We start from the raw sequence: 25,211 nt of genomic DNA, 5'->3' as shown, positions 1-25,211 counted from the left end.
TTCAAGTTCAAATATAAAAAGCCCCGACATTGGTCAGGGCTTGAGGAGTTATAAAGTAGCTATCTTACTCGTGATTAGCTTAACCACACACCGAACAATTCGGCATCTTCATTAAATTCATCTCACGCCAACTGTGAGACATGGCATCGAGAATCAAAAGTTTGCCTTGCTTTGGTTGTCCAAACTTAGCAATAACTTTAATCGCTTCCAAAGCCTGAGCCGCGCCCACCATACCAACTACTGGCGCCATCACACCGGCTTCGACACAACTTAGTGCCGCATTGCCGAACAGAGCGCTTAAGCATTGGTAACACGGTGCATTTTCATCTTGATAAGTGAATACGCTAATCTGACCTTCCATACGAATCGCAGCACCAGAAACCAATGGCGTTTTAGATGCGTAGCATAAGCGGTTAAGTTGATTGCGTGTTTCAACATTGTCGCTGGCATCAAGCACTAACGAATGCGCTTCGATTAGGTTCGCAAGCGTTTCGTCATCGAGCCTGTGATCGACAGTCTCAACTTTTAGGTGTGGGTTTAACACCTGTAATGATTCGGCGGCTGAAACGACTTTCTTTTTACCAATATCAGCATCGGTGTGAAGCACTTGTCGCTGCAGGTTTGAAAGCTCGACAATATCGTCGTCGATCAGTGTCAGCTTACCAATGCCCGCAGTCGCTAGGTATTGAGCAGAGGCACAACCAAGGCCTCCTGCACCCAACACTAAGATTGAGCTCTGTTTCAGCGCTTCTTGGCCTTCAAAATCAAACTGCTTAAGAATGATCTGGCGATTGTAACGAAGCATCTCTGCGTCAGACAGTATTTCCATCAGTAAGCCTTGTTAGTAAAGCGTCGAGTTAAACAATTGAATCTGAACTGTTTCGCCCACTTCAACACGGCCACGCTCACGCTCAAGTACCACAAAGCAGTTTGCTAGGCTCATTGAACGGAAAGCGCCAGAGCTTTGGTTACCTGTTGTTTCTACTACAAATTGACCGTTTTCAATCGAGTAGATACCACGTTGATAGTCAGTACGGCCTGGGCCTTTTTTAAATGCAGATTTAGTAATAGCAGGGATCGATTCTGGCGCTGTCCATGCAGTGTGACCTGCAAGTTTAGCAAGCATAGGCTGAACCAAAACATACATCGTCATCATCGCTGATACTGGGTTACCCGGTAGGCCACAGAACCAAGCGTTGTCTAGCTCACCAAATGCGAACGGCTTACCCGGTTTGATAGCTAGTTTCCAAAAGCCGATTTGACCAAGTTCTTCAAGGATGTCTTTGGTGTAATCGGCTTCGCCAACACTTACGCCACCGGAAGTCACGACAACGTCTGCCAATTCTTGAGCTTTCTCGAAGGTTTCTTTAAGCGTCGTAGGGCAATCAGGGATGATGCCTAGGTCAATCGCTTCGCAACCAAACGCTTCAATCAGTGGTTTGATACCGTAGCGGTTGCTGTCGTAGATCTGACCATCTTCAAGAGGCTGACCTAGCGGTTTTAGCTCATCGCCAGTAGAGAAGAAAGCGACTTTAGGTTTGTGTGCAACAGTCACATGGCTCACACCAAGTGAAGCGATCATTGGAATGTCGCGAGGCGTTAAACGTTCACCGCGGCTAAGAACGATGTCACCTTGTTTGATGTCATCACCGGTAGGGCGAATATTGTTGTTCAGTCTGATGTCGTCTTGCTGAATTTCGATGCCCGCATCGGTTTCGCGAGTATTTTCTTGCATGATGACTGCATCGCACCCTTCTGGGATTTTAGCTCCTGTCATAATGCGAATACAGGTGTTGCTTGGCCATTCGCCTTCAAATGGCTGACCTGCAAAAGATTTGCCTGCTAAGGGCAGTACTTTACCGTTTTCTAGGTCCGCTAAACGTAGCGCGTAACCGTCCATTGCTGAGTTATCAAAAGGAGGTACGAAAATAGGGGAGAGGATATCTTCAGCAAGTACGTAACCTAATGCATCTGCCAATGGCAGCGATAAGGTCGTTTGAATAGGTTTAATTGGTGATAGTAGCTTATCTAGTGCTTCTTCAATTGGCATCAAGCCCGGAGCGTCGCAACAGCCCATAATTGAATTCCTTTGATCGTTATTATTTTATTTGATGGTTGGCATCAGAATCGGTTTTGAGACTAAAAAGTTCGCCAACGAAATTGCAGTCACTTTAGCATAGTTTAAGGTCCGTAAATAATGACCTCCCTTAAAATATGGGTGTAATTATTCAAAATTCCGAGTATCCTTGTCTGCCATCCAAAAGGGGTAATAAAAGAGGAAGTTCAATGTCAGGTCTTAGCGAATCAGCGAAGTTGGTTAAAGATGCGCTAGCAAGCCGCGGATTAGAGACACCAATGAGTCCTAACCAGGTTAGCCGAGAAGAGAAAAAGGAACGAATCGAACACCATATGCGTGAGATTCTAACTCTCCTTGAACTTGATCTTACGGACGATAGCCTAGAAGAAACACCGCAACGTATTGCTAAAATGTACGTGGATGAAATTTTCTCTGGTTTGGATTACGCCAATTTCCCTAAAATTACCGTAATCGAAAATAAGATGGGTGTTCGTGAGATGGTACGTGTAAAAGACATTACCGTGACCAGTACTTGTGAACACCACTTAGTGACGATTGATGGTAAGACAGCGGTAGCCTATATCCCTCGTGGGAAAATCATCGGCCTTTCAAAGATTAACCGTATTGTTCGATTCTTTGCTCAGCGCCCGCAAGTTCAAGAGCGTATGACACAGCAGATCCTTGTTGCATTGCAAACGCTATTAGAAACCGATGACGTTGCTGTAACCATGGATGCGGTTCACTACTGCGTGAAATCACGTGGTGTAATGGACGCAACCAGCGAAACGACAACAACAGCACTGGGCGGTATTTTTAGATCAAACCCAGCAACGCGCCACGAATTCTTGCACGGCCTGCGTTAATACGTTTCGTTATTTGATAAGCTCGATTTAGCCTCAGAAAATCGACAACCAAGATTTTAAGCCTCGCACTCGCGGGGCTTTTTTGTACTTGTAGTAAAGTTAATTGCAATGACTGAGAATGTCGTCATTCCCTAGAGTCAAGAATGAGCGAGTAGGGAATCTGCTTTTATGCTCAGAGGTGATAGTGCAAGCGGTGGTTGGAAATAGATGCGCTCTACACGGTGTAAAGCACAAATTTGGTTTCAGCTGGTGGAATGCTTAAGAAAGGTTAAACAAACGCTTTAAGTGGTGAACAATACCTGACGGTTTGTTCTCTGCTTGGTAGATGTTCAAGCCATCATAAAAGCTCGCCATGAACTCTACGCGAATCTCATCGTCAGTGCTTCTCGATAAGCGAGACAGCAGTGTAGCGGCTACAGCAGCATGATCATTGGCTAGACTGTAATCCATTCCTAGTCGTCCTTGAATGAACAACCACAAATGAGTCACTAATTTTAACTGTTGAGCGTTAGAGTTTTGAAACTTGTCGCTGTGCTCTGTGCCTACTGTGTTATCGAATACATTTTGCATCGCCTCATTCGCTTCTTTATTGCTTTCAAAGCGATAGCTTGCATCGATATGTACCTTGGTTAACAGACCAAGCAACGTCTGACGTGCAGAGTTGTCCGGCTTATTCTCACAAGCGTGTTTAAACAGAGCGTGGTTTTCGTCGATAAAAGTCGTTAGCTCTTTCTCGAAACCTGTCGCAATCGCGGCTACTGAGTCTAAACCAGACTCTTTCAGACAAGAGTGCAGCTTGGTTTTTACTTGCTGATTTGCTTCAAGTTTCTGCTGATCACTAGTTGGAAGCTCAGTCATTACTCTGTAGCTCTTCCCACGTTACTTCAGCCGATTGAGTATCGCTGTTAACGAAAGCAGAGTTGCCAGTCAGCATCACTGAAAGATCCATCGTGCGTTGTGTCATCGCTGCAAGCTGCTCAATACCATCGTTGTCTAGACGAACGATCTGAGCTTTCAGGTAACCGAATTTACCTTTGTTCTGCTCCCACCACACGTTTGATTTAGTGTTGAAGCTGAATACACGCACTGATTTAGATAGGCGAGTTGCTTTCTTAACACGCTCTGGATCGGGTTCGCCGACATCAACCCATTCTAGGATTTGATCATCTAACGATTTCTGCCATAAATCGGGTTCTTCAATGCTAGACAACCCTTTAGTGAACTCAAGTTCAGGAGAGGCATTGATACAGAAAGCCATGATTCGAGCCATCATTCGCTGTTCTGTTTCAGAAGGGTGTTGTGCAACCGTTAGATTAAAAGAGTCGTAATAGTCGCGATTCATATCAGTTAAAGAGATACGAAACTTGTAGATTGTCGGTTTAAGAGCCATTGAGAGGGTGTCTTAGGTAGAAATAGTGAAGGGGAATATTACCTTAAATCTCTGAATAGCGGGTAAAAAAATAGCCAGCAGAGGCTGGCTATTTTTAGAAAGCTATAAAATACTAAATTAAAGTACTTTGATGCTGTCAGCTTGTGGGCCTTTTTGACCTTGAGATACTACGAACTCAACTTTTTGGCCTTCAGCAAGAGTTTTGAAACCTTCGCCAGTGATAGCTGAGAAGTGTGCGAATACGTCTGGACCGTTTTCTTGTTGAATGAAGCCGAAGCCTTTAGTTTCGTTGAACCATTTTACTGTACCAGTAACTGTGTTAGACATGATGATATCCTAAAATTAAATTTTTATTTTGAGCCAATTGTGGCACTGATAGCGTGGAAAAGTTTATTGCTATTGCGTACAACACAACGGGGTTACTAGTAATCCAACGAAATGTTTATATACAAAGAACTTTCTTTCTAGCCGAGATGAAGTCTAAATCAAATCAGGGGATAGTCAATCGAATCCATAGTGAAAGGTTGCAGAAACTTGGGGGTAGTCAAACTTTGCATTCCTTAAATATCATGGAGTTACAGTTGTATGGTGATTTGTTGTCGTTTTTGTGAAAAAGGTGGTCGATATTGATGACAAATTTGGAGTAATTGCACTGTTTTAGCGCCTTCATTTTTGCAAATTAAAAGCCGCTAATTGGGTCTTGAGCCCACTTTTTACGGCTTATATCTATAGATTTCGTTGTAAGGAAAATGTCTTTACTTGAACAATGTATCGACTACTTTTTCAAGCGATAAAGGTTGCCATTATCAGTACTAAAGAAGATGTCGCCGTCTGGTGAGGTTTCAATGTCCCTGATTCGTTCACCTAAGTCTTCAAGTAGGCGCTCTTCTTCTATTGCCTCACCTTGTGTATTGACCGTCACCACATTGATATGGGTAAGCTTGAGTGCACCCGCTAATAGTTTCCCTTTGAGTTCAGGAAATTTATCTCCTTGATAAACCACTAAGCTGCCGGGTGCGATTGAGGGAATGTAGACCTTTCTAGGCGCTTCTATGCCTTCTTTGGTTTCAGATTCACCAACGCTGATTGGACCCCAGTACTCTTTTCCGTGTGAGGTTACAGGCCAGCCATAGTTGGCACCTGCTTTGATTAGATTGATTTCATCACCACCGCGCGGACCGTGTTCAATCGACCACAACTTCTGAGTTGGAAAGTCGTAAAAGAGACCTTGTGGGTTACGATGACCAAAACTCCAAATCTCATTGAGAACCTTGTTATTATCGGTGAATGGGTTATCACTTGGGGTACTTCCATCGGCATTCAATCGCAATATCGAACCTGCGTGAGTCAGTGTATCTTGGCCATTGTCTCGCTCACCACGATCACCGATTGAAAAATAGATGTGGCTATCATCAAAGGTGATACGGCTACCAAAGTGACGTCCGGCGTCTGTTTTGGACTTTGACACAAACACGTCTGTCCAATTGGTGACTTCATTATTGCTGTAATTAGCAGAAGCCAGTGTCGTTACGCCTTCACCATCGACGTCTTTACTATAAGTGACGTAGAACCTCCCGTTTTCAAAAGGAGATAATGCTATATCTAATAATCCGCCTTGGCCTTTAGCCCAGATATTTGGCAGCCTGAATAGTGTGTTTTGGTCGCCTGTTTTTAAATCAACGTGTTTAATGACGCCGGATTTTTCTGTGAGAAGCATAGTACTGTCATCGACATAAGCGAGACCCCATGGAATCTCGAGGCCGTCTGTGATTTTCTCTACTTGCCATGCAAAAGCAGAGAATATTGGACTCGATACGATGAGTGCCAAAGCACAGGAAAGAATACGATGATGAGTGTTCATGGCAGTCCCTTGATTTTCATGAGGTGGTATTAGTGTAGCTTGTGCTGATTTAAGTTTAAGGAAACATTTACTCCGTTTTCACTCGTCATGCTGGTGAGCTATCCAAAGAATGAGTAACTCATTCACTTAACTTTGATTCTTCGGCTTACTCGCAAACAACGGCAACCTTCTTGCTTGCAGCTGTCTTGGCTGGAACAGGATGATCGATCAGTCGAATAGGGGACTCATACAAAGCCGATAGCGCTTGTTCGTCGAGCAATTTATCTGCGCTGCCTTCAAATGCGATTCGCCCTTTCTTTAGAGCAACGATGTGTGTCGCGTAGCGCAATGCAAGGTTCAAGTCGTGCAGAATCACGATAACACCAACGTTTTCCTTCTTGTTGAGTTCAGACAGTAAGCCCATAAGCTGGAACTGGTGATGAACATCTAATGCAGAGGTCGGCTCATCAAGGATCAGTACGGGCGATTGCTGGGCAAGCAGCATAGAGACCCAAGCTCGTTGACGTTCACCACCGGACAAATCGTCCGCTAATGCCTGTGAAAACTCAGAGACTCCGGTTCTCTCCATGGCTTGTTGGATGATCGACTTATCTTCAGAGTTCCAACGGCCTAATGCGCCTCTCCAAGGGAAGCGCCCTAAGCGAACGAGTTCCTCAACCGTTAAACCAGCTGAAGCGGGTAGTTTTTGCGGTAAATAGGCTATCTTTTTGGCTAAGTCTTTGCTTTTGAATGAAGAAAGAGAACTACCTTCTAATTCAACGGTGCCATGATCCGGTGACATTTGTCCGGATAGCAAATTGACTAATGTAGATTTACCAGAACCATTGTGGCCAAGAACGACGGTGAGTTCATCAGTCGGAATAGTGAGGTCTTCAATTGAGAGAATGGTTCGCTCATCACGAACGATTTTGATGTTTGAAAGCTGGAACATGTCAGTCCTGTGTTGAGATCAATAAAGCTGCTCAATAAAAGCAAATTTTCAGTATTGGCCTATAAAATTAGATAGTGATATTAAGCGCTTTTCTTGTTGTCTGGGTGCCTAGGGCAGTCATCGCAATACTTCCTAGAGTCGCACTTATAGACTAGGCAACAGCTGATTCTTATCAGCTTAAGCATTCCTGAATTAGTATCGACCTTAAGACTGTCTAAATGACTCTCAGGTAATTGGCATGCCTCTAACCAAAGCTTAGCTTGCGTGGTGATATAATCATTGGTCAGGCTTGGCTCGTGCTGTTGCAGCTTGATCAAACTACTTAATAGTAGATCAGCCAGTAAGTGGTTGGTAAACCCAGGACGAATACGTGTCCATTCACTGATCTGGCTGCGATAAAACTCAGTGAGTGCAAGTATGGCTTCGCCTGCTTGAGGTATTAGTTCTTCGGGTGAGCCGTGTTGATGGTCTCCGTTAAAGAAGCGATACCCTGTGACGAATTCTTTGTACCTAAACTGACCAATATTCTTGATATCAGGCAGCGAGTGAAGGCCATAGATAGAAACGAAGGTTACATAGATGGGTTGCCAACATACTAGGTCCCAAGTTCGGGTTAACCAATAAGCTTTACCTGCCTCAGAATGATTTTTCGCAAGACCATCGTAAACTCGTTTGATTTCGATATGACTCTTATCGTTCGTCATCGCGATGCTTTTGCTGCTCAGAGAACCATAACTTCCACTTAGGTAAGGTGTGACTTGTTTAGAGTAAGCGAAGATTTTCTGGTGTAGAGAAGGGGCTCTACGACGAGTGGCAATATTGTGCAGCTGGGAAAGCATGTTAAACCAGTAAATGATAATCAGTTGCGTTATCATATCGAACCTTATCGATGATAACCATACAAAATGGAGCATCTCCTCAGAGAACTCTGGTTTAAAGGGTTTATAAATTGAGTGCATCTCAGTCATTTTTAAGTGATAAAAGCCTCTTTAAATGATAAAAAGTATTTCTAAATCTACTATATTGTTGCCACTACCGAGAATACGAAAGCTTGATTATGAACACTCCTGCATTTGACCGTATCAGCCGTGTCTTAGCTTATATCCATGCGAACCTTAGCTCGACACTATCGTTAGAAGATATTGCGAAACAAAGTTGTTGGTCTCGCTGGCAGCTTCAAAGAGTGTTTCAAGCCGAAACAGGGTTAACCGTGGCAAACTACGTAAGAGAGCTTAAGTTAAGCCAAGCCGCTGAAGAACTTTTGGATAGCAAAGAGCGAGTGATCGATATCGCGCTTGAACTCGGATTCAATTCAGAAATTAGCTTTAGTCGTTCTTTTAAGCAGATGTTTGGCTTAAGTCCTAGTCAGTATAGAAAAGCGGGCAAAAGAGCAGGCCTTAGAAAACCGATACAAGTCTCTGACACGACGAGTGTAAATGAGTATGGCGCGCTGAGTTTTGTTGAAGTTCGTATCGATGAAAAAGAGCCATTTCTTGTTAAAGGTATCACGTCAGAAATCAGTGGTTTGTTTTCACTAACACAAGACTTTGCGCAGAAAGTCCCCGAACTATGGTCGCGTTTGGAAGGCGAAGTTACCTTGCCAGACGATAATGCACTTCAATTTATAGGTGTTGTCGACCTGACTCAGTCTTGTTTTGATGGTACCAATATTTATTATTGGGCGGGAGTTGAGCTTCATGACGGGATTTCTATTCCACAGCTGCCTAGTCTTATCTCTGATAAGTTAGAGGTATTGAACATACCGAAACAAACCTACGCAGTGGTTAAGCATTGCGGGCCCATAGAGAATTTACGACATACTCTGAGTTGGTTTGTACTTAACTGGCTACCAAGCTCTGGTTATCGTGGTGTTGACGGTTATGAACTTGAGGTGTACCCAACAGGCTACGACCAACATGCGGCGGACGCGCAAATGGAGTACTGGGTCCCTATTATTAAATAGTAGTCATATCCTCGTTTCATTCCCTTCCGAGTAAACCTTCTTAAAAATAGGGTCAATTGTATTTTTAATTATCAATTGACCTAATTTCGTTCTAAATAGGCCAAGTTCTTTTTGAACTTGCACCAAATTGTTAATTATCCCATCAATAGATACATACAATGCAAATGAGATTTATTATTATTTATATTAAGCATTGGTACCGAGGGAATTATGACCACTCACACTCGTTTTAAGTATTCATCACTTGCAGTTGCGCTGCTGACTGCATTTTCGGCGCAAGCTATGGCGGAAGATACCGTTACAACGGCAGATTCGAATGTAGAAACTGTTACGATTATGGGTAAAGCCTATCGTAATACGGCGACGAAATCGGCACTTGAGCCTGAAGAAACGCCTCAAGGTATTACGGTAATTGATGAAGAACAGTTAGAGCAACGAGGTGTTCAATCTTTGAACCAAGCCCTTCGTTATGCACCGGGTGTTGTAACTGAAAATCGTGGTGGCTCTGTGGCCATGTTTGATGCTTATTCGATTCGTGGTTTTAACACTAATAATGTTAACTACTACGATGGCCTTTCTCTTCAATTTTTGAATGGTTGGAACTTACAGCCGCAGATTGACCCTATCGCGATGCAGCAAGTTGAGATCTTTAAAGGTCCAACATCGGTGTTATATGGTGCAATGCCACCGGGTGGTATGGTGAACATGATCGCTAAAGCTCCTCAAACGGAGCAATCAACAAAGGTTGGTGTAGCGACAGGTTCTCGTAATCTACAAGAAGCTTCTATTGATACAACGGGGCAATTCGGCGACAGTGATTTTTCATATCGCTTGATTGCTCTTGCTCGCAAACAAGATAGCCAGGTAGATAATGCCGAGGAAGAGCGCTACTTAATCGCGCCATCTGTTGATTGGCAAGTTAGCGATAAAACGCTAATCAACTTTAACCTGTACTATCAAAATGACCCTTCAATGGGTATTAACTCAGCAATGCCTTTAGATGTACTAAAAGCGAGTGATCCATCGGTTTCGATGGGTGATAAAAACTGGAGCAAGTTTGAGCGTGAAGTACTTATGGTTGGCTATAAAATCAACCATGACTTCAATGATAATTGGACATTTTTACAGAATGCCCGCTACACAGACGCATCGTTATATCAAGAGAACACTTATCACCTTAGCTACGACCCAAGTACGCCTAATCAATTGGCTCGCGCACTGTACTCGACAGACGAAAGCTTCAAAGGTTTTGTTATCGATAACCAGTTAAGCGGTATTGTGGATGTGGGTTCAGTTGAACATAACCTGCTGCTTGGTTTGGATTACCAAGACATGGATGGCAATGTTAATTACTCGTCATATTCGGCAAGCGGTAGTGGGTTTAATAGCTTTGATCCGTTAAACCCAAACAATGATTTGTTGGACCGTAATGACGTAACTAAAACGGGTGAATACTTAGATGATACAACTTCAAGCCAGCTAGGCTTCTATCTTCAAGATCAAGTACGCCTAGACGCACTAGTGCTTATTGCTGGTGCACGTTTTGACCATTACAAATCAGAAAGTGATTACTACGCACATGAATCTGATCATAAGCAGTTTACTTACCGCTTAGGCGGTTTGTATCAGTTTGATAACGGACTCGCGCCATTTGCAAGTTACGCAACTAGCTTTGAGCCTGCCCCTGGTGTAGATAAGTCTGGCAATGAGTTCGATCCTGAAAATGCCCAGCAAGCTGAGATTGGTGTGAAGTACCTGTCTGATGATATGTCGAAAGAAGCTACGGTTTCTCTATTCCATATCGTTAAGCAAGATATGTTGATGACAGACCCGACTAACGTTTATGGTCCAAGAATCCAAGTCGGTGAAGTGGTATCACAAGGTGCGGAACTATCAGGACGTTGGTTCGCGACAGAAAGCTTCGATATTGCTGCAGCATATACGTATGTTGACATGGAAATCACTGAAGACTCTAGTAATGGTTTAGAGGGTACAACACCGATCTATGTACCGGAACATACGGCTAATGTGTGGGCTAACTACAACGTATTTAATGGTATGTTGGCTGGTTCTCGATTCAGTGCAGGTGCTCGTTACGTGGGTGAAATGCAAATGGATGCAAGCAATACGCAAGGTAAAGTTCCTTCTTACACGGTTGTTGATTTGTCGGTGGGTTATGACCTAGGCGCAGCAAGCGATACACTATCAGGTGCAACGGCTAACCTAGCCGTGAACAATATTTTCAACGAAGAATATTACGCGTGTTACGACCAATCTAACTGCTGGTTTGGTGCTGAGCAGTCTGTAGAGCTAAGCGTAAATTATGAATTCTAACTAGGTTAGGATTCCCAATTTTAAAGCAGCCTTCACTAGGCTGCTTTTGTCGTTTGAAGAAATATAGAATTTAGATTAAGTAGGCAAAGTATGAACTTAAAACGAATAGCTTCCCGTTTTTCTAGTGCCAATAACTTGAACGTAAAACTAGCGTTATCCATTTTAGCGAGTGTTTTATCGTTTAATGTGGTGGCCGATTTTCAGGTTCAAGATAGCGAAGGCGTTAAAACTCTTAAAGCCAAACCAGTGAAAGTTGCAGCGTTAAACTGGGATATCGCAGAACAAGTTATTGAGCTAGGTGTTACGCCAGTCGCGGTTCCGGATATTGCAGGTTATAACGATTGGGTTGTTCAGCCCGCTATTCCTGAAGGTGTGACGGATATTGGAACCCGAACTGAACCTAACTTTTCTGCGCTCAAGAAGCTAAACCCTGATGTGATTCTTATTGCTTCTCCTCAGAAGGATCTTCAACAGCGTCTTTCTGAAATTGCACCTGTGCTTTACTACCAAACATACAGTGAGCAGCACAGCAATGCATTGGCCGCTATCGAGAATTTCAAGAAGATCGGTCAGCTGTTAGGCAAAGAAGATGAAGCCGACAAGAAACTTACCGTGATGGATGAACGTATTGAGGCTCTGAAGGCTGAACTAGATAAAGCGTATCCGGGTGACAAACCGAAAGTGACTTCTTTCCGTTTTGCGAGTACTACTTCTGTTTACATATACGGTGATAACTCGATTCCGCAATATGCGCTTGAACAGCTAGGCTTTGAGAATGCGATGGATCTTCCTGCGAGTCAGTGGGGCATCAGTCAAAAACGTATGACCGAGCTTAAGAACGTAAAGAATGGCATTGCGCTTTATTTTGAACCTTTCCCATATCAAGACAAGCTAGATCGTTCACCTGTCTGGAAGAGCATGCCTTTTGTTCGTAATGGTCAATTTAGCCCTGTAGCAGCAAGTTGGAGCTACGGCGGTGCTATGTCTATCTTATATAACGCAGAAGCCATAGCGCAATCGTTGTTGACGTTAGCGGAGCAGTAATGAAATCCAGTGGTTTAATGATGGGGGCAGCTTTGTTTTTCGCTGCCCTTGCTCATTTATGGTTAGGGCAGTCTGAATTTGGCCCTATCGGTGAGTTGTTCCTGCAAGTTTCACAGATCAGTGACATCGCAACATTCAATAGATTGGTCGATGATTCATTCGAGTTGATGGCGTTAATGTATGTCAACTTACCGCGTTTGGTGATGGCGATTTTGGTTGGTGGAACACTCGGTACTATAGGTAGCCTGTTTCAACAGCTAACGCAAAATCGCATGATATCTCCGCTTACACTCGGGACATCATCAGGCGCATGGCTTGGTTTGGTCATTCTGAATGTGGTCGCACCGATGTTGGTCGCTCAATATTCTGTTTGGTTTGCTCTGGTTGGGGCGCTGCTTGCAATGGGGCTTATCGTTTCAATTGTTGGCATCAAAAATATGAGCGGTTTGCCGATTGTTTTGGCGGGTATGGCGGTCAATTTGTTGCTAGGCGCATTTGCGACGGCGATTATTTTGCTCAACGACCAATACGCGCAGAACTTGTTCGTATGGGGAGCGGGCGATCTAGGACAGAATGGTTGGGAGCAAGTATTTTGGTTAATGCCTAAGTTACTGCCAATCTTTGCTATTTTCCTGTTGGCTCCAAGAGTTTTGACTCTGCTTTCGATTGGTACTGAAGGGGCAGCTGCGCGTGGCCTTAACATCGGTACGACCTTCTTTGTACTAATGGCGATTGGCGTTTGGCTGGTTTCCGTGTCGATTACTTCGGTGGGCGTGATCAGCTTTATCGGTTTGATTGCTCCTAATATCGCAAGGCACTTGGGCTTTTTAAAAGCGAAACCTGAACTCATCGCTAGCTGCGTGTTAGGGGCGCTGTTGCTTTGCGTTACCGACAGTTTGGCTATCTTTTTGGCACAGTGGTCTTTGGATATGATTCCAACCGGGACTGCAACCGCGGTGATTGGTGCTCCAGCTTTGATCATTATTGCGAGAAAGCAATTATCTGCGCAAGATCAGCTATTTTTCACGATGCCTAAAGGACCAAAGTCTATTTCACCTTTGGCTTACTTGTTGTTAGGCATGATGATCTTCGGGTTGTTGGCATTAAGTACAGTCTCACAGCCTTCTTCTGATATGGGCTACTTTGTTATCCCCGATGCATTTGAATGGTCGATTCGCTGGCCGAGAATGTTAACTGCGATATTTGCTGGTGGCGGCTTGGCGGTGGCTGGTGTGATTTTACAAAGATTGGTATACAACCCGCTCGCAAGCCCAGACATTCTTGGTGTGTCGGCTGGTGCGGTTCTGGCATTGATTTTCAGTAGCCTGTTTATGGGCTATTCGATTCACTCATTGAGCCCTTGGATTGCTTTCTTAGGCAGTGCAATTGCACTGTGTTTATTGCTATCCCTTGGCAAAAAGCATCAGTTTGCACCATCGATTTTGATTCTCACTGGTATTTCGTTGACCGCAGTCTTGGAAGCTTTGGTTCAATTCTCTTTAACGCGTGTCGGGGAAGGGAAATACACTTTACTGGCGTGGTTGGCAGGATCTACGTATCGTGTTGAGCCGGAATCAGCAACGATACTGGCCATTGTTATAACGGCTTGTATTGGTGTGGCTCTTCTGCTGAGTCGTTGGGTTACCTTAATTGCGACTGGACGTCAGTTCGCGAGTGCCAGAGGGGTGAATATCAATATCGCGTACGTGGCATTGTTGTGTATTGTCGCGGTGTTATGTTCGATGGTAACGACCACCATGGGGCCTGTCGCTTTTGTTGGCTTATTGGCGCCACACATTGCGGCCATGGTTGGTGCTCGCTTAGTTCGTGAACAAATCATCTTATCGTCTTTAATTGGTGCTGCACTGATGCTATTTGCAGATTGGCTAGGGCAAGTAGTGGTGTTTCCGGCTCAACTCGCAGCAGGGACGTTAGTTTCTATTATTGGTGGCAGCTACTTCATCTTCTTGTTACTGAAATCCCGAAGAACATAGGTTATTGCTAATAAGTTAAAGCTATTGGCAATCTAAGCTATTGCCGTTCAAAGCTACGAATGAAAAGCGGTGAATGGAGCGATCCATCACTGCTTTTTTATTGATGCTGTTTATGTAAGGGAGAGATGTTAAGCAACACAGGTCTCTCTTCTTAATGTGCAAGTTTGGCATATGTTAATAAAATGTATAACCTAAAGGTCTGACCACTAAAAAGGTAGCCACTATGCCAAACCTCGCTCGTATTACTTGTTCTATCGATGAAAACCAAATTGCGACGGTTGCGTTGAACCGACCAGATAAGCTCAATGCTATTGATATGGCGATGTTCCAAGGTGTGAATAACATGGTTAATCAGCTGAAAAAGAACACCGAGATTCGCGCCGTAATCGTGAAAGGCGAGGGAACCGATTTTTGTTCGGGGCTTGATGTTAAGTCCCTATTAACCAGTAAATCTGGGGCGATGAAGCTTTTGTTTAAATGGCTACCGATATTGCCAAACGCTGCACAACGCTTTTCACTTGGTTGGCGAGATATTCCATGCCCTGTCATTTTTGCGATTCACGGGCGTTGTTGGGGAGGGGGCCTGCAACTGGTCAGTGGTGGTGATTTTAGGATCGCTAGTCCGGACGCCAACTTCTCAATACTAGAGGCTAAGTGGGGCCTGATTCCTGATATGGGAGGTGCGATAGCATTTCGCGAACTGATGCGCAAAGATCACACCTTAGAAATGGCGATGACCGCTAAAGTGATCGACTGCGTAACCGCGAAAGACTATGGATTGGTAACCAAGATTGCCGAGGACCCTTACGCTGAAGCCTATGCTTTGGCTCTTGAGTGTGCGAATCGGTCGCCAGATGTTGTCGCTGCTAATAAAAAACTCTATAACAAAACTTGGTGGTCAAGCCCTGGCATGGCTGTGTTTTACGAAACTTGGTATCAAATAAAGGTAGGGTTAGGTAAGAACAGGGCAATTGCTGCTCAACGTGAAATTCATCGAGACAAACCACGCCCATACGTTGCCAGGAAGTTCAAATAGCTTTTGTACAGGAATAATGGATATTCCCTTTTTTTATAGGGCTTTGCGATAACCTTAGAACAATTTAATGTCTAAGGCTAAATGAGCATCCTGATGAACAAAACTTTTACTTACTCTCTAGCTGCCACTGCAATCTTTACTAGCTTAAATGCATTCGCAAGTGGCCTGTTTTTGCAAGAAGCTGTCGTTGCCAACGCTGGTACTACTGGTGCTGGTGACGGTGTTTACACACGCTCTGCGGCGGCGATGTGGACTAACCCTGCCACTATGTCTCACATGGGTGAAAGCAAAACGACTATCAATACAATGGCGTTTGATCTTGAGATGAAATACCAAGACAACGATGGTAACCCAGATGGTAAAGCTCATTCAATCATGCCTTCATTTGGTGCGTTCCATGCTCATCAAGTCACAGACAAATTACACCTTGGTATTGCGTTAGGTGCAGTAGGTGGTTCTAGCCTTGATTACGGCAGTGAATGGGCGGGAGCTGCACTTTTAGAAGATATCACCCTAACCGCTATGCAAGTGAACCCATCACTAAGCTACAAATTGAACGATCAATGGTCTGTAGGTGCAGGTGTTCAATTCAGTTGGGCTGCGTTTCAACAAACAACGTCAATGCTTACTGCTAAGCAAGATACTGACTGGGCATACGGTTATAACCTTGGCGTAATGTACACACCTACAGATAAACTCAAGTTAGGTGCTAGCTACCGTTCTAAACTTGAGCATGAATTCAACAATGATGTAAACGGTAAGCTAGGTGCTAACGTTTTGAATTCGTTATCGACAGATATTGCTTTACCTGAAATCATCGACGTCAGCGCTAGCTACGCATTGAACAAACAACTTGACCTATTGGCGAGTATTCAGTTCCATCGCTGGAGTGCGTGGGATGAGACAGTGTTAGATTTCGGAGCAACTGATTTAGGCGGAATTCCAATCAAGCGTGACTGGGATGACGTTTGGAAGTTTGCGGTGGGTGCTGACTATCAATTGAATTCAGATTGGCGTTTAAAAGCCGGCTTCTCTTACGAAACCTCGCCACAAGATGATCCTTCAATGCAGTGGGTTGACCTTCCTGTGGGTGAACAGTATCGCTACTCTGTAGGTGCATCTACCTACTGGGATGACATCTTAATTGATGTGTTCTATGAATATGCGGATTTAGGTTCAGTAGAAATGGATCGTGATGGACCTACAGGACGTAACTTGCTAAGTGGCTCTTTCGATGGCCGTATCCACTTTATTGGTGTTAGCGCGACCTTCTAATGACATTACGTAGTCTATTAATTGTTACTGCCGTCATACTGGGCTCAACGGGTGCTTTTGCTGAAGAGAAGCACCCGGATGATCCGACTAAAATCGTGACCAAAGCCGGCGTTGCTTATAACGAAGATTTGCAGTTTTCTGGGTCTATTGGGCTAGATGAAGCACGAATGATCAACGCTCGTGTCAATGCAGACGGTGAAGAGTGGCGAGTAGGTGGTTCATGGCTGTTGCCGATGGGTATCATGAACTTCAACTTTAGCCGCTCTGAGTATGATAACGATGCTTACAAGAACAACTACAGTATTGGTACATTTATACCACTGAGTTATTTCGATATTGAGCCGTTCGGTTGGCAAATTTTCCCTATGGCTGGCTACAGCTATAATGACGGTGAAGTTGCAGTTTTCGATGACCACAATGTTGGTTCCGACTATGTGCTGATGCCTAGTTCCACACACGGTGGTTATATTGGCGCGTTTGGCCTAAAAACAATTACTGACGAGTGGTCATTGATTGGTTTTGGCGGTGGCTCCATGGGCTCTGATGATTATTCGGGATATTGGGCGGGGGTTGGCGCTAGCTACAAGTTGAGTGATGCTCAATCTTTCAACTTCTTCACCATTTTTGCTGAGGACGATTTCGGTGAAAATAACAGTGTTGGTGCGTCTTACACCTATGAATTTAAATAGCTTTTCTGACCATTGTCTTAAATAACTAGAACTGAGTGTAGGCTTACCGATTGGGTGAGCCTACTCTTAGAATCTACTCTAATCTTTTTTGTTGGCAATAGTTGCCTGTTTCTTATATGAGAGTGCCACTCTCTTAATCTAGATTAAGTTTTGCCTGCCATATTCTCTGTAGTATCCGCGCAATCAGCCTCACGCTAGATGGGGTAATTGCGTAGCACGATTGAATGAGGAATAGATTTGAGTATTTTGTTTACAGAAACCCGCATTGGCACCATGGCACTGAAAAACCGCTTTATGAGAAGTGCGACGTGGGAAAATATGGCAACTGAAGATGGCCATATGACAGATAAACTTTACGCTATCTATGAAGAGTTGGCTCTAGGTGAGGTTGGCTTGATCGTGACGGGTTACGCGAACATCGTTGAAGAAGAAAAGCCGAATGCGGGCATGATGGGGATGTATAATGACTCATTCATTGCAGAGTATCAGAAGCTGACTCAACTGGTGCACGATAACGACTCTAAAATCGTGATGCAATTGGCTTATGGTGGCACCAAAACCACGCATGACCTTGGCGAACGAGTGATCTACGCACCAAGTGAAGTTCCAGAAAAAGGGACTCAAACACAGGGTAAAGCAATGACCAAAGATGAAATCGACTACATTGTTGATGCCTTTGCTCAAGCGTCATTGAGAGCACAGAAGTCAGGTTTTGATGGCGTCGAAATTCATGCTGCTCATACCTATCTGATTAACCAGTTCTTAAGCCCTTATTACAACCAACGTGAAGATGAATACGGCGGTAGCTTAGAAAATCGCATGAGATTCTTGCTTGAGATCTACACGGCAACACGCAAGTTGGTCGGTGATGGCTTTCCTATCTTGGTTAAGTTGACTGCTTCTGAGTTTTTCGAGGGTGGTGTAACCTTCGATGAAACGCGTTTGGTTTGTAAAAAGCTAGAAGAAGTAGGCGTTGATGGCATCGTGGTTTCTGGCAATATTCACGGTAAAGCCGACACTATGATTGGCGAGTCTCACGATGGCTTTACCATTCAAGCTGAAGGCTACTTCCATGAATACGGCCACGCAATTAGCCAAGCCGTCGATATCCCAGTTATCACGGTAGGCGGCTTAACGGATTTTGATGCCATTGAAGCTATCGCAAACAACACGGGCATAGAGTACTTCGCACTTTCACGCCCTTTGTTGTCGGAACCGCATCTAGTTAAGCGTTGGAAAGAAGGGGATAGAAGCCCTGTTGAATGCGAACGATGCTCTAAGTGTCGTACCAAGCGCGGTAACTTTTGCGTGGTGAATAAAGACAGAAAAGTACAGCTTGCTCGCATGTAGTCGCTGAACCCAGATCCAAGCGTGAGCCGAAATTTATAGCCGAGTCGAAGTTTGAGCCTGTGTAATCGCGCAGGCTCTTATTCATTTCGTATTCTACGAAATGAAATTTGAAATCTTATTAATCACTTCTACCTGTCAAATTGGTGCGATTAAACAGATACACTACGCCTGTAAATTATCCAACCAAGTTATCGATAACAAACTGAGCAAACTTTGAAATTACTTCCTCGTCTTAAGCAACCTCGAATCCACTGACGTCTCTTTAGTTTTAGCGACTTTGCTATGATTTAAGCGTGATAATTACTATTCACCCCAATGAACCCTGTGTTTATAGGGCATTAGTTTGTGCACCTTGAATTTGCATCGTCGAACATTTTGATATTAAAACGAGTAAAACTAAATAGATCATTCAGAGGTAAAAATGCAAAAGAAGCATTGGTCCAAATTCGAGTTGCTGCATGAAGTCGTAACTAACCCCAATATTCACGTAAAAGGTCAACACAGTTATTACAGCGATTGCTGGGATAATGGCTTTGAACAATCGGTAGTTCGCTATTTACACGGCGACGAAGTCAGCCGCCAGTGGGAACCTCGCTGGGAAATTGACGAGCTCTATATTGGTGATTATGTCTGTATTGGCGCAGAGGTCGTGATCCTTATGGGCGGCAATCACACCCACCGAGTTGATTGGTTCTCTTTGTATCCATTTATGGATGTGATCGAAGACGCCTACATCGGCAAAGGCGATACCCATATCAAAGATGGGGTTTGGCTAGGGATGCGTGCCATGATCATGCCGGGCGTGACCATCGGAGAAGGGGCGGTTGTGGCCGCGAACAGCGTAGTAACCAAAGATGTGGAACCTTACAGTATAGTTGGTGGTTCTCCAGCTAAAGTCGTCAAATACCGCTTTGATGAGTCCGTTATTGATGAGCTCATTTCAATGAAGATATACGAGTGGCCAGAAGAGAAGTTTGAAGCACTGAAACCGTATTTATGTAACTCAAACTTTTCAAAGTTAAAGCAGGCGATAACGGATTACGACAATGGTTTGTAAGGGGCGTTTCTAAGGTACAGGTATAGTCACGGATTTGTGTAGAAAGACTTGTGTCATATTTATATTGAAAAACACGTTAAATCAGGTCGTTACCTTGCAATACCCAATATGGTGTACCAATCTTATTTCATAAGCATGGATAAGGATTGTGTATGCCTGTAACGTCAGTAAAAAATAAAGGGGTAGTAAGGAAAGTCTTACTGCCTTCTTTACTTATTAACCTCTTGTCATTGGCCGTTCCATTAACGGTTCTCCAGATCTACGATCGTATTCTCCCCAACCAAAGCTATGGTACAGCCACACTGCTTCTAGCGGGGGCGACTCTAGCTGTAGCCATGGAAGCACTCATACGTTTTGTGCGCACTTGGCTTTTGTCTGCCGCGGCCAGTAATACCGAGAAAGAGACTTATCAAACCTTGGTTGAAAGGGTGACTAACGCTTCATCAGGTCATCTTCGTCATTTAGGTGTTGGCGGTGTAGAAGAAGGGCTCGGCTCAGTATCCAAAGTTAAAGATTGGTATTCCGGCGGTGTGATTGCAGGCTTTATTGATTTGCCTTTTGCATTGATCTTCTTGGGCTTGGTGGCTTACATCGGTGGTGAGCTGGTGGCAATACCTTTGGCAGTTTGGCTGATTACTCTCGGAATCGTTTGGTTATCTTCTATTCGCGTTAAAAGTCTAAGTGAGGAAGCTTCTCAAGATGAGCAGGAGCGAAAAGCGTTCTTGATTTTGCTGAGCCAAACCATTCAGGGAATCAAACGTCAGGCCGTTGAGTCTCGAATCTTTAATCAGTTTAAATCCCTCAATAACGTTCGTTCTCAGTCTAAAGCGAGAGAAGAAGAACAGAACGCCTTCGCCCAAGAATGTATTCAGCTTGCCGCATTAGCGACGTCAGTGTTACTCGTGATTACGGGTAGCTTGTGGGTGTTAGATGGTCAGTTAACCACTGGTGGATTAGCAGCATGCTCTATCTTATCGGGTAGAGCGGTTGCGCCTTTGAGCGCTATGGTTGGGATTCGAATCAAACTTAATTCAATACACAGTGCCAATCAGGCAATAGAAAAATTGAGTGACTTGTCACTATCTGAATCTTCAGATTCTGAGCAACCTGAGATCCCGTTATCTGACTTTGAAACTTTAGAAATCAAGCAAGCCACCGTCGAAAGATATGGTGAACTCGCTAGTGCGGATGTGACGTTAAATAAAGGCGAACTGGTGTTGTTAGAAAGTGAAGATCGCCATACCAATAGTCACTTACTGTCTTCGATAGCAGGGATTGATGATTTGGCCGCGGGTGAGTGTTTCATTAACGGAGCTGCCGTTTCAATCGCATCCGTAACCAATACTGCCGCCTACTGTGGCGTTAAAGGGCAGTTAGTGTCAGGTACTATTCTCGACAACTTGTGCGGGTTTGATCCTGAGAGAACACATAGCGCCAGTGACTATGCTAAGCGTTTGGGTTTAACCAAGGAAATCACTCGATTACCCGATGGACTAGAGACACAAATTGGTCATACGAGTGCGTCTCTGCTGAGTATGGGCAACGTGAAAATGCTCAATATCGCGACTCAACTGGCAAGTGATAAGCCCATTATCATGTTAGAAAGGCCAGATTCTTCGCTTGATTTAGATGCCCTTGGAAACCTTGCTAAGGTTCTGGAAGAAGAAGTGGCGGCAGGACGCACGATACTGATTGTGAGCTACCATTCTAAACTTCGCGAATTAGCTAATCGAATCATTACAGTGGAAAGTCGAGCTATTGCGGTCGACAGTGAGAACAACCAGGAGGCTATCGTATGAATCGTTTAGATGCGAGCAACCGTGCAGGTCCGAATGGTCGAAAAGAGGTGATGAATCATTTAGAAAATGAAAGCCTTTCTGTCCTTAAGCAGTTGGAAGTGAATGCGAATATCCAGTTGTTCGCACGTCAATGGGTCGATGAGAATGGGATTGAATCAATAGACGATATGTTTGCCCTGTTCGACAGGCTTGCATTGCCCTATCGCTTGGTTGCCAACCTAGATGAAGTTGGCGAGCATAAATTGGTTTTACTGGTACTTGGTGAACATGAGCTGGTCTCTGGTCATATAGAATTGAAACAGTTTATCGCTTTTGGTGCCAATGAAGACATTGCCGAGATACCGCAGTTTTGCATCGTTATCGAAGGTCCACCACTAGAGAAAGCTTCTCCTGATTGGGTTGGCGAACGGCTACATGCGTTTCGCCCCATTATTCCTAAATTGTTGCTAGTCAGTTTTATCACCAACTTGTTTGCGCTTGCCGTTCCTTTTATCACTATGTCGATTTATGACCATGTGATTGGTGGAGATGCAGGGCATGAGCTGCAAGGTATCGCCATTGGCGCGGCGTTGTTGTTTGTGATGATGGGTTGGTTAAGAACATTGCGCAGCCGAGTGTTTGCTTCAGTTTCAAACCGGGTAAGTCGTGAGATATCTCAATCCCTCGTGCAGCGTCTGCTTCGAAATAGCTATGCTCAAAATCAGCAAACAGCCTCTTCTAGTCAACAAAACCAAGTGATGTTGTCGGAGCGTATTTCAGGTGTGTTATCGGGGCCATTAGGAAATGCGCTGTTTGATCTACCATTCATTCTAATTTTTGTACTAGCGATAGGAGTTTTAGGCGGTTGGTTAGTACTGGTTCCCATCGTCTCTTTGGTTCTGTATTACCTATTAGCTAAGCGTTCGATACGTTCGAGTAGTAAGCGCTCAATGCAATCGACGGTAGCAGGCACTAATCGTCAAAATATGACTAATGAGTTGTCGTCCAAGCTTGCTTTTATTCGTAGTGCTGGTTTTTCAGAGCACTGGATTCAACGTTTCCAAAAGGCCAATCTGCTTGCCTCTACGGTGACGTTTAATCAATCGGTTCTGCAAAGTCGATACACCTCGATTTATTACTTTATCGGAGTAGGTTCAACACTGGCTGTCATGGGCTTAGGTATTGGACTTATTTTCGAACAAGTGATGACGCCCGGTGGTTTGATTGCATCAATGATGTTGATTTCCAAAGTGACGGGGCCTGCTCAGGTGTTGGCAAACAGCGCGATGCGTTTTAATAGCTTTAATCAATCCAGGTTGCAGGTGAATCGTATTTTGTCTCAGCCATCTGAACGTGAATTCAGTTACCAGCATCACCCGTTACCTGTGGTAGCGCCTAATTTTAAATTAGACCAAGTGACACTGCGCTATCCCAAACAGAGTCGCCCGGCCTTGAATGGTGTGAGTTTTGATATTGAAGCGGGTGAAATTGTCGCGATTACCGGCCCTTCTGGGAGCGGTAAATCAACATTAATTGAAGTGCTGTCTGGCTTGCAGCCTATCCAAAACGGCATGGTCGAGCTTGAAGGCGTTAACCTCGTTCAATACGACCCGCAACTCTATCGTCACTGGTGTTTCATTCGAGCCGCTTATCCTGATTTGCTTACATTGAGTATTCGAGAGTGGCTAAACGACGGTCATAAAGTCGAAGATCAGAAAATGATCTCTGCAATTGAAATAGTGGGTGGAAAGCGTTGGTTCGAGACATTATCAGACGGACTAGATACCGCCATCAGCAGTATTCAACCGGATAGCCTTTTTGACATGTTGTCTGGCAGTGTTGCGCAGATCCTCATTGATGCAAAAGCGCTGGTTTATGATTACCCCATGTTTTTAATGGATAACCCTGTGCCTGATGCACACCCAAATGCTAAACGTATATTTGGTGAGTTTGTGCAGTTGAAAAAAGGAAAAGCAACAGTGATCTACACCTCCCACGATCCGGATTTAATCAAGCTTGCCGATAAAGTCGTGGTGTTAAATGAGGGGGCTGTTGTTTATGCTGGCCCATTAGAGCCGGAACAGTCTTCGGAGCAGGAACAGCCTTCAGAGCCTCAAGCTTCCCAAGAACAAGAGCCGTCTGCTCAGCAAGATGCAGCCCAACAAGAACAATCAGAGTCTAAGCAAGGAGTCGCTAATGGCTAAACAACCTATCGAGAAGGGCAAGCGCTACGGTGAACTTGTTGAATCACAAAATACGGCTCGTACATTGGCATTGGCGACGTGGTCAGTTGCTTTATGTGTTATCGCTTTTGCCACTTGGTCTGTAGTCACCCAAGTTGATGAAATTGCCAAAGCCAAAGGCGCAGTAATTCCAGAAGGCGAGAAGCAAGTATTACAAAGCGCGATTGGCGGTAAGTTAAAGCAAATTCTCGTTAAAGAAGGTCAGCTGGTCGAAAAAGGTCAGCCGCTTGTTGAGTTTGATGCCACCTTTCAACGTACTGCTCTTGAAGAATTGAAGTCCCAACAAGTGACGCTTCTAGCCAGTGTGGAGCGTATGAATGCACTGCTAGAACAACGTGAACCGAATCTTGCTGAGTTCGAGGTCGATTACCCAGAAATTGTTAGCCAACAAAAAGCGCAGTTGAACGCACAAAAAGCCCTCTACTTCCAAAAGCGTGTGGTGCTTGAGAAAGAGAGCGAACAAATTGCAGAGCAGCTTCACAGTGTAGAAAAGTCTTTACCTAGCTACGAGAAAGAACTCAATGCGACCAAGCAAGAGTTGAACATACTGGAGAAGGGATATGAAGCGGGCAATATTTCACGTTTACGTGTGCTTGAAATGCGACAAAAACTGGCCAGTATCGAACAAAAAATCGAAGAAGCTCGTGGTAAGAAAGCTGTGCTAATCAAACAAGCAGACAGCACTGAACAAAAAATTGAACAGCTTCTTGCTGAGGCAAAGGCGAAAGTGAGTGCTGATCGTTCCAAAGCCGTGTCAGATTTATCTGCATTGAATGCCAGAGTTCGTTCAAGCCAAGCAAAATTGACCAACACTATGTTGGTATCGCCGCTACAAGGATTGGTACAAAGCCTGCCAAGTACGCAGAACGGCGGCGTTATTCAACCGGGCGGGACAGTGGTTGAGATTGTTCCTGTCGGCGGTAAAGCGGATTTTAAAGCTCGCTTATCACCGAGAGATATTGGTTTTGTGAGTGTTGGGCAGCCGACTCGTATCAAGATTGATGCGTTTGATTACAGTCGCTTTGGGGCGCTGAAAGGTGAGGTGGAAAGTATTTCACCGACCACCAGTCAAAGTGAGCGAGGTGAAATCTATTATGAAGTGGTGGTGTCTGTTGAAACGCCGTACTTCCGTGATAATCCTGAGAGCTTTTCTATTTTGCCGGGTATGACGGGCGAAGTTGACATTACTACGGGCGAGAAGTCTGTATTCCAATACCTTTGGAAGCCGATCTACACCAACATCAGCGTTGCATTTGGAGAAAGGTAATCGCTATAAACAGTTGCTGAGACTAAACGAATAAAAAACAGCAAAGAATATAAAGGGAG

21 protein-coding genes are annotated in these 25,211 nt (G+C 44.4%); 13 read left to right on the top strand and 8 right to left on the bottom strand.

The window, feature by feature from the left end; translation table 11 throughout:
- Positions 1-79 precede the first annotated feature (79 nt).
- Complete coding sequence (gene moeB, locus L4C44_RS06790; RefSeq protein ID WP_285953665.1) at positions 80-829, bottom strand: molybdopterin-synthase adenylyltransferase MoeB; 750 nt, start codon at positions 827-829, stop codon at positions 80-82.
- Between the two features lie 12 nt (positions 830-841).
- The gene (gene moeA, locus L4C44_RS06785) at positions 842-2,077 is read right to left on the bottom strand and encodes a molybdopterin molybdotransferase MoeA (protein WP_285953664.1); all 1,236 of its coding nucleotides are present in this window, start codon (positions 2,075-2,077) and stop codon (positions 842-844) included.
- Positions 2,078-2,286: 209 nt separating this feature from the next.
- Between moeA and folE the strand changes: the two genes are divergently transcribed.
- On the top strand, positions 2,287-2,940 hold the full coding sequence (gene folE / locus L4C44_RS06780; RefSeq protein WP_017061725.1) for a GTP cyclohydrolase I FolE: 654 nt from the start codon (positions 2,287-2,289) through the stop codon (positions 2,938-2,940).
- A gap of 258 nt (positions 2,941-3,198) precedes the next feature.
- Here the strand turns inward: folE and L4C44_RS06775 are convergent, their stop codons facing one another.
- The 6 genes from L4C44_RS06775 to L4C44_RS06750 form a co-directional block, all read right to left on the bottom strand.
- Entirely contained in the window at positions 3,199-3,798 is a 600-nt protein-coding gene (locus tag L4C44_RS06775) for a hypothetical protein (protein ID WP_285953663.1), read from the bottom strand.
- A complete protein-coding gene (locus tag L4C44_RS06770; RefSeq protein WP_017631131.1) occupies positions 3,791-4,330 on the bottom strand; it encodes a YaeQ family protein in 540 nt (179 codons plus the stop codon). The genes L4C44_RS06775 and L4C44_RS06770 overlap by 8 nt, the downstream gene beginning before the upstream one ends.
- 117 nt (positions 4,331-4,447) lie before the next feature.
- Positions 4,448-4,657: a cold-shock protein gene (locus L4C44_RS06765; protein ID WP_004737278.1), complete on the bottom strand. Its 210-nt coding sequence runs from the start codon at positions 4,655-4,657 to the stop codon at positions 4,448-4,450.
- 448 nt (positions 4,658-5,105) lie between these two features.
- Positions 5,106-6,191 carry a PQQ-dependent sugar dehydrogenase gene (locus L4C44_RS06760; protein ID WP_285953619.1) on the bottom strand — a complete coding sequence of 362 codons (1,086 nt, stop codon included), beginning with the start codon at positions 6,189-6,191 and terminating at the stop codon, positions 5,106-5,108.
- Between the two features lie 145 nt (positions 6,192-6,336).
- Entirely contained in the window at positions 6,337-7,122 is a 786-nt protein-coding gene (locus L4C44_RS06755; RefSeq protein WP_428804665.1) for an ABC transporter ATP-binding protein, read from the bottom strand.
- A gap of 80 nt (positions 7,123-7,202) precedes the next feature.
- Positions 7,203-7,961, bottom strand: a complete 759-nt coding sequence (locus L4C44_RS06750; RefSeq protein WP_428804748.1) for a siderophore ferric iron reductase — start codon at positions 7,959-7,961, stop codon at positions 7,203-7,205.
- Positions 7,962-8,179: 218 nt separating this feature from the next.
- On the opposite strand from L4C44_RS06750, the gene L4C44_RS06745 reads away from it, so the two are divergent.
- The 12 genes from L4C44_RS06745 to L4C44_RS06690 all read left to right on the top strand — a co-directional run bounded on the left by L4C44_RS06745 (position 8,180) and on the right by L4C44_RS06690 (position 25,152).
- Positions 8,180-9,085 carry an AraC family transcriptional regulator gene (locus tag L4C44_RS06745; protein ID WP_428804664.1) on the top strand — a complete coding sequence of 302 codons (906 nt, stop codon included), beginning with the start codon at positions 8,180-8,182 and terminating at the stop codon, positions 9,083-9,085.
- Positions 9,086-9,295: 210 nt separating this feature from the next.
- Positions 9,296-11,419 (top strand): TonB-dependent siderophore receptor, encoded by a 2,124-nt coding sequence (locus L4C44_RS06740; RefSeq protein WP_428804663.1) that lies wholly within the window; start codon positions 9,296-9,298, stop codon positions 11,417-11,419.
- A 90-nt stretch (positions 11,420-11,509) separates the two neighbouring features.
- Positions 11,510-12,463: an iron-siderophore ABC transporter substrate-binding protein gene (locus tag L4C44_RS06735; protein WP_428804662.1), complete on the top strand. Its 954-nt coding sequence runs from the start codon at positions 11,510-11,512 to the stop codon at positions 12,461-12,463.
- Entirely contained in the window at positions 12,463-14,457 is a 1,995-nt protein-coding gene (fhuB, locus tag L4C44_RS06730) for a Fe(3+)-hydroxamate ABC transporter permease FhuB (RefSeq protein WP_428804661.1), read from the top strand. Before L4C44_RS06735 ends, fhuB begins: the two co-directional genes overlap by 1 nt.
- 223 nt (positions 14,458-14,680) lie before the next feature.
- Positions 14,681-15,493, top strand: coding sequence for a crotonase/enoyl-CoA hydratase family protein (locus tag L4C44_RS06725; RefSeq protein WP_428804660.1), 813 nt, complete (start codon positions 14,681-14,683; stop codon positions 15,491-15,493).
- Positions 15,494-15,586: 93 nt separating this feature from the next.
- Entirely contained in the window at positions 15,587-16,768 is a 1,182-nt protein-coding gene (locus L4C44_RS06720; RefSeq protein WP_428804659.1) for an OmpP1/FadL family transporter, read from the top strand.
- Positions 16,768-17,457, top strand: coding sequence for a hypothetical protein (locus L4C44_RS06715; protein ID WP_428804658.1), 690 nt, complete (start codon positions 16,768-16,770; stop codon positions 17,455-17,457). Before L4C44_RS06720 ends, L4C44_RS06715 begins: the two co-directional genes overlap by 1 nt.
- Before the next feature lie 237 nt (positions 17,458-17,694).
- Complete coding sequence (locus L4C44_RS06710) at positions 17,695-18,807, top strand: NADH:flavin oxidoreductase (RefSeq protein ID WP_428804657.1); 1,113 nt, start codon at positions 17,695-17,697, stop codon at positions 18,805-18,807.
- Positions 18,808-19,228: 421 nt separating this feature from the next.
- Positions 19,229-19,864, top strand: a complete 636-nt coding sequence (locus L4C44_RS06705; RefSeq protein ID WP_428804656.1) for a CatB-related O-acetyltransferase — start codon at positions 19,229-19,231, stop codon at positions 19,862-19,864.
- A 152-nt stretch (positions 19,865-20,016) separates the two neighbouring features.
- Positions 20,017-21,663 carry an ABC transporter transmembrane domain-containing protein gene (locus L4C44_RS06700; RefSeq protein ID WP_428804655.1) on the top strand — a complete coding sequence of 549 codons (1,647 nt, stop codon included), beginning with the start codon at positions 20,017-20,019 and terminating at the stop codon, positions 21,661-21,663.
- Positions 21,660-23,846 carry an ABC transporter transmembrane domain-containing protein gene (locus tag L4C44_RS06695; RefSeq protein WP_428804654.1) on the top strand — a complete coding sequence of 729 codons (2,187 nt, stop codon included), beginning with the start codon at positions 21,660-21,662 and terminating at the stop codon, positions 23,844-23,846. The genes L4C44_RS06700 and L4C44_RS06695 overlap by 4 nt, the downstream gene beginning before the upstream one ends.
- Complete coding sequence (locus L4C44_RS06690) at positions 23,839-25,152, top strand: HlyD family type I secretion periplasmic adaptor subunit (RefSeq protein WP_146490780.1); 1,314 nt, start codon at positions 23,839-23,841, stop codon at positions 25,150-25,152. Before L4C44_RS06695 ends, L4C44_RS06690 begins: the two co-directional genes overlap by 8 nt.
- Positions 25,153-25,211: the final 59 nt, after the last annotated feature.

Origin of the sequence: Vibrio satsumensis, assembly GCF_050337435.1 — a bacterium.
Lineage (GTDB): Bacteria > Pseudomonadota > Gammaproteobacteria > Enterobacterales > Vibrionaceae > Vibrio > Vibrio satsumensis.
Note: the sequence above shows the minus strand (reverse complement) of the source record. Positions and strands in the feature narration are given on the sequence as shown.

Bases quoted from the DNA above. Each gene is read 5' to 3' on its own strand.
- moeB (WP_285953665.1), bottom strand. From the start codon at position 829: ATGGAAATACTGTCTGACGCAGAGATGCTTCGTTACAATCGCCAGATC.
- moeA (WP_285953664.1), bottom strand. From the start codon at position 2,077: ATGGGCTGTTGCGACGCTCCGGGCTTGATGCCAATTGAAGAAGCACTA.
- folE (WP_017061725.1), top strand. From the start codon at position 2,287: ATGTCAGGTCTTAGCGAATCAGCGAAGTTGGTTAAAGATGCGCTAGCA.
- L4C44_RS06775 (WP_285953663.1), bottom strand. From the start codon at position 3,798: ATGACTGAGCTTCCAACTAGTGATCAGCAGAAACTTGAAGCAAATCAG.
- L4C44_RS06770 (WP_017631131.1), bottom strand. From the start codon at position 4,330: ATGGCTCTTAAACCGACAATCTACAAGTTTCGTATCTCTTTAACTGAT.
- L4C44_RS06765 (WP_004737278.1), bottom strand. From the start codon at position 4,657: ATGTCTAACACAGTTACTGGTACAGTAAAATGGTTCAACGAAACTAAA.
- L4C44_RS06760 (WP_285953619.1), bottom strand. From the start codon at position 6,191: ATGAACACTCATCATCGTATTCTTTCCTGTGCTTTGGCACTCATCGTA.
- L4C44_RS06755 (WP_428804665.1), bottom strand. From the start codon at position 7,122: ATGTTCCAGCTTTCAAACATCAAAATCGTTCGTGATGAGCGAACCATT.
- L4C44_RS06750 (WP_428804748.1), bottom strand. From the start codon at position 7,961: ATGCTTTCCCAGCTGCACAATATTGCCACTCGTCGTAGAGCCCCTTCT.
- L4C44_RS06745 (WP_428804664.1), top strand. From the start codon at position 8,180: ATGAACACTCCTGCATTTGACCGTATCAGCCGTGTCTTAGCTTATATC.
- L4C44_RS06740 (WP_428804663.1), top strand. From the start codon at position 9,296: ATGACCACTCACACTCGTTTTAAGTATTCATCACTTGCAGTTGCGCTG.
- L4C44_RS06735 (WP_428804662.1), top strand. From the start codon at position 11,510: ATGAACTTAAAACGAATAGCTTCCCGTTTTTCTAGTGCCAATAACTTG.
- fhuB (WP_428804661.1), top strand. From the start codon at position 12,463: ATGAAATCCAGTGGTTTAATGATGGGGGCAGCTTTGTTTTTCGCTGCC.
- L4C44_RS06725 (WP_428804660.1), top strand. From the start codon at position 14,681: ATGCCAAACCTCGCTCGTATTACTTGTTCTATCGATGAAAACCAAATT.
- L4C44_RS06720 (WP_428804659.1), top strand. From the start codon at position 15,587: ATGAACAAAACTTTTACTTACTCTCTAGCTGCCACTGCAATCTTTACT.
- L4C44_RS06715 (WP_428804658.1), top strand. From the start codon at position 16,768: ATGACATTACGTAGTCTATTAATTGTTACTGCCGTCATACTGGGCTCA.
- L4C44_RS06705 (WP_428804656.1), top strand. From the start codon at position 19,229: ATGCAAAAGAAGCATTGGTCCAAATTCGAGTTGCTGCATGAAGTCGTA.
- L4C44_RS06700 (WP_428804655.1), top strand. From the start codon at position 20,017: ATGCCTGTAACGTCAGTAAAAAATAAAGGGGTAGTAAGGAAAGTCTTA.
- L4C44_RS06695 (WP_428804654.1), top strand. From the start codon at position 21,660: ATGAATCGTTTAGATGCGAGCAACCGTGCAGGTCCGAATGGTCGAAAA.
- L4C44_RS06690 (WP_146490780.1), top strand. From the start codon at position 23,839: ATGGCTAAACAACCTATCGAGAAGGGCAAGCGCTACGGTGAACTTGTT.